Consider the following 4,902-nt stretch of genomic DNA (forward strand, 5'->3'; position numbering starts at 1 on the left):
AGCTAAGCGACTTCCATATCTCACAGGGGGCAACCCCCAACTACTTCCGGCGTTCTAGGGCTTAACTGCTGTGTTCGGCATGGGTACAGGTGTATCTCCTAGGCTATCGTCACTTAACTCTGAGTAATACCTACTCAAAATTGAATATCTATCAAATCTCAAGAAAACCTCACACTTCGTATCCTCAGTTACTTTGGATAAGTCCTCGAGCTATTAGTATTAGTCCGCTACATGTGTCGCCACACTTCCACTTCTAACCTATCTACCTGATCTTCTCTCAGGGCTCTTACTGATATATAATCATGGGAAATCTCATCTTGAGGTGGGTTTCACACTTAGATGCTTTCAGCGTTTATCCCTTCCCTACATAGCTACCCAGCGATGCCTTTGGCAAGACAACTGGTACACCAGCGGTAAGTCCACTCTGGTCCTCTCGTACTAGGAGCAGATCCTCTCAAATTTCCTACGCCCGCGACGGATAGGGACCGAACTGTCTCACGACGTTCTGAACCCAGCTCGCGTGCCGCTTTAATGGGCGAACAGCCCAACCCTTGGGACCGACTACAGCCCCAGGATGCGACGAGCCGACATCGAGGTGCCAAACCTCCCCGTCGATGTGAACTCTTGGGGGAGATAAGCCTGTTATCCCCAGGGTAGCTTTTATCCGTTGAGCGATGGCCCTTCCATACGGAACCACCGGATCACTAAGCCCGACTTTCGTCCCTGCTCGAGTTGTTGCTCTCGCAGTCAAGCTCCCTTATACCTTTACACTCTGCGAATGATTTCCAACCATTCTGAGGGAACCTTTGGGCGCCTCCGTTACCTTTTAGGAGGCGACCGCCCCAGTCAAACTGCCCGTCAGACACTGTCTCCGATAGGGATCACCTATCCGGGTTAGAGTGGCCATAACACAAGGGTAGTATCCCAACAACGTCTCCTTCGAAACTGGCGTCCCGATCTCTTAGACTCCTACCTATCCTGTACATGTGGTACAGACACTCAATATCAAACTGCAGTAAAGCTCCATGGGGTCTTTCCGTCCTGTCGCGGGTAACCTGCATCTTCACAGGTACTAAAATTTCACCGAGTCTCTCGTTGAGACAGTGCCCAAATCATTACGCCTTTCGTGCGGGTCGGAACTTACCCGACAAGGAATTTCGCTACCTTAGGACCGTTATAGTTACGGCCGCCGTTTACTGGGGCTTCAATTCATACCTTCGAGTTACCTCTAAGCACTCCTCTTAACCTTCCAGCACCGGGCAGGCGTCACCCCCTATACATCATCTTACGATTTAGCAGAGAGCTGTGTTTTTGATAAACAGTTGCTTGGGCCTATTCACTGCGGCTGACGTAAAGTCAGCACCCCTTCTCCCGAAGTTACGGGGTCATTTTGCCGAGTTCCTTAACGAGAGTTCTCTCGCTCACCTGAGGCTACTCGCCTCGACTACCTGTGTCGGTTTGCGGTACGGGTAGAGTATGTTTAAACGCTAGAAGCTTTTCTTGGCAGTGTGACGTCACTAACTTCGCTACTAAACTTCGCTCCCCATCACAGCTCAATGTTACAGATATAAGCATTTGACTCATATCACACCTCACTGCTTAGACAGACTCTTCCATTCGTCTGCTTTAGTTAGCCTACTGCGTCCCTCCATCACTACATACTCTAGTACAGGAATATCAACCTGTTGTCCATCGGATACACCTTTCGGTCTCTCCTTAGGTCCCGACTAACCCAGGGCGGACGAGCCTTCCCCTGGAAACCTTAGTCTTACGGTGGACAGGATTCTCACCTGTCTTTCGCTACTCATACCGGCATTCTCACTTCTATGCGTTCCAGCGCTCCTCACGGTACACCTTCTCCACACATAGAACGCTCTCCTACCATACCTATAAAGGTATCCACAGCTTCGGTAAATTGTTTTAGCCCCGGTACATTTTCGGCGCAGGGTCACTCGACTAGTGAGCTATTACGCACTCTTTGAATGAATAGCTGCTTCTAAGCTAACATCCTAGTTGTCTGTGCAACCCCACATCCTTTTCCACTTAACAATTATTTTGGGACCTTAGCTGGTGGTCTGGGCTGTTTCCCTTTCGACTACGGATCTTAGCACTCGCAGTCTGACTGCCGACCATAATTCTTTGGCATTCGGAGTTTATCTGAGATTGGTAATCCGGGATGGACCCCTCACCCAAACAGTGCTCTACCTCCAAGAATCTTTATGTCGACGCTAGCCCTAAAGCTATTTCGGAGAGAACCAGCTATCTCCAAGTTCGTTTGGAATTTCTCCGCTACCCACAAGTCATCCAAGCACTTTTCAACGTGCCCTGGTTCGGTCCTCCAGTGCGTCTTACCGCACCTTCAACCTGCTCATGGGTAGGTCACATGGTTTCGGGTCTACGACATGATACTAATGCGCCCTATTCAGACTCGGTTTCCCTGCGGCTCCGTCTCTTCAACTTAACCTCGCATCATATCGTAACTCGCCGGTTCATTCTACAAAAGGCACGCTCTCACCCATTAACGGGCTCGAACTTGTTGTAGGCACACGGTTTCAGGTTCTATTTCACTCCCCTCCCGGGGTGCTTTTCACCTTTCCCTCACGGTACTGGTTCACTATCGGTCACTAGGGAGTATTTAGGGTTGGGAGATGGTCCTCCCAGATTCCGACGGGATTTCTCGTGTCCCGCCGTACTCAGGATACTGCTAGGTACAAAGACTATTTTAAATACGAGGCTCTTACTCTCTTTGGCTGATCTTCCCAAATCATTCTTCTATAATCTTTGAGTCCACATTGCAGTCCTACAACCCCGAAGAGTAAACTCTTCGGTTTGCCCTTCTGCCATTTCGCTCGCCGCTACTAAGGCAATCGCTTTTGCTTTCTCTTCCTGCAGCTACTTAGATGTTTCAGTTCACTGCGTCTTCCTCCTCATATCCTTAACAGATATGGGTAACAGGTAGCACCTGCTGGGTTCCCCCATTCGGAAATCCCTGGATCATCGCTTACTTACAGCTACCCAAGGCATATCGTCGTTTGTCACGTCCTTCTTCGGCTCCTAGTGCCAAGGCATCCACCGTGCGCCCTTATTAACTTAACCTTATTTTCTGACCTTTCAGTCATAAACTCTTTTAATACTACAGCGTTTCGGTTTATTTTCTTGTTACTATTTGATATAGATATTCAATTTTCAATGTGCATTACTTGGTGATCTCTCACCAATGGAGCCTAGCGGGATCGAACCGCTGACCTCCTGCGTGCAAAGCAGGCGCTCTCCCAGCTGAGCTAAGGCCCCACAAGACCTCTCAAGACTAAACAAGACCAATGCGCAGTTCCTTATCCTTAGAAAGGAGGTGATCCAGCCGCACCTTCCGATACGGCTACCTTGTTACGACTTCACCCCAATCATCTATCCCACCTTAGGCGGCTGGCTCCAAATGGTTACCTCACCGACTTCGGGTGTTACAAACTCTCGTGGTGTGACGGGCGGTGTGTACAAGGCCCGGGAACGTATTCACCGCGGCGTGCTGATCCGCGATTACTAGCGATTCCGACTTCATGTAGGCGAGTTGCAGCCTACAATCCGAACTGAGACTGGCTTTAAGAGATTAGCTTGCCGTCACCGGCTTGCGACTCGTTGTACCAGCCATTGTAGCACGTGTGTAGCCCAGGTCATAAGGGGCATGATGATTTGACGTCATCCCCACCTTCCTCCGGTTTATTACCGGCAGTCTCGCTAGAGTGCCCAACTGAATGATGGCAACTAACAATAGGGGTTGCGCTCGTTGCGGGACTTAACCCAACATCTCACGACACGAGCTGACGACAACCATGCACCACCTGTCACCTCTGTCCCGAAGGAAAGCTCTATCTCTAGAGCGGTCAGAGGGATGTCAAGACCTGGTAAGGTTCTTCGCGTTGCTTCGAATTAAACCACATGCTCCACCGCTTGTGCGGGCCCCCGTCAATTCCTTTGAGTTTCAACCTTGCGGTCGTACTCCCCAGGCGGAGTGCTTAATGCGTTAGCTGCGGCACTAAACCCCGGAAAGGGTCTAACACCTAGCACTCATCGTTTACGGCGTGGACTACCAGGGTATCTAATCCTGTTTGCTCCCCACGCTTTCGAGCCTCAGCGTCAGTTACAAGCCAGAGAGCCGCTTTCGCCACCGGTGTTCCTCCATATATCTACGCATTTCACCGCTACACATGGAATTCCACTCTCCCCTCTTGCACTCAAGTTAAACAGTTTCCAAAGCGTACTATGGTTAAGCCACAGCCTTTAACTTCAGACTTATCTAACCGCCTGCGCTCGCTTTACGCCCAATAAATCCGGACAACGCTCGGGACCTACGTATTACCGCGGCTGCTGGCACGTAGTTAGCCGTCCCTTTCTGGTAAGATACCGTCACAGTGTGAACTTTCCACTCTCACACTCGTTCTTCTCTTACAACAGAGCTTTACGATCCGAAAACCTTCTTCACTCACGCGGCGTTGCTCGGTCAGACTTCCGTCCATTGCCGAAGATTCCCTACTGCTGCCTCCCGTAGGAGTCTGGGCCGTGTCTCAGTCCCAGTGTGGCCGATCACCCTCTCAGGTCGGCTATGTATCGTTGCCTTGGTGAGCCGTTACCTCACCAACTAGCTAATACAACGCAGGTCCATCTGGTAGTGATGCATTTGCACCTTTCAATGGATTATCATGCGATAATCCATTTTATGCGGTATTAGCTATCGTTTCCAATAGTTATCCCCCGCTACCAGGCAGGTTACCTACGCGTTACTCACCCGTTCGCAACTCATCCGCTCGGTGCAAGCACCAAGCTTCAGCGTTCTACTTGCATGTATTAGGCACGCCGCCAGCGTTCGTCCTGAGCCAGGATCAAACTCTCATTAAAAGTTTGAGTTCT

Annotated in this window: 1 tRNA gene and 3 rRNA genes; all 4 read right to left on the reverse strand. The window is 50.3% G+C overall.

Annotation, left to right across the window (positions count from 1 at the left end):
• Position 1: 1 nt before the first annotated feature.
• Positions 2–117 (reverse strand): 5S ribosomal RNA (gene rrf / locus I2H52_RS09635).
• 76 nt (positions 118–193) lie between these two features.
• Positions 194–3,096 (reverse strand): 23S ribosomal RNA (locus tag I2H52_RS09640).
• Between the two features lie 122 nt (positions 3,097–3,218).
• Positions 3,219–3,291: transfer RNA gene (locus I2H52_RS09645), tRNA-Ala, on the reverse strand.
• A gap of 51 nt (positions 3,292–3,342) precedes the next feature.
• Positions 3,343–4,890 (reverse strand): 16S ribosomal RNA (locus tag I2H52_RS09650).
• The 16S, 23S and 5S rRNA genes sit together here with 1 tRNA gene alongside, the layout of an rRNA operon.
• Positions 4,891–4,902 lie beyond the last annotated feature (12 nt).

It is taken from the genome of Streptococcus oralis, assembly GCF_015561235.1.
GTDB lineage: Bacteria > Bacillota > Bacilli > Lactobacillales > Streptococcaceae > Streptococcus > Streptococcus oralis_BK.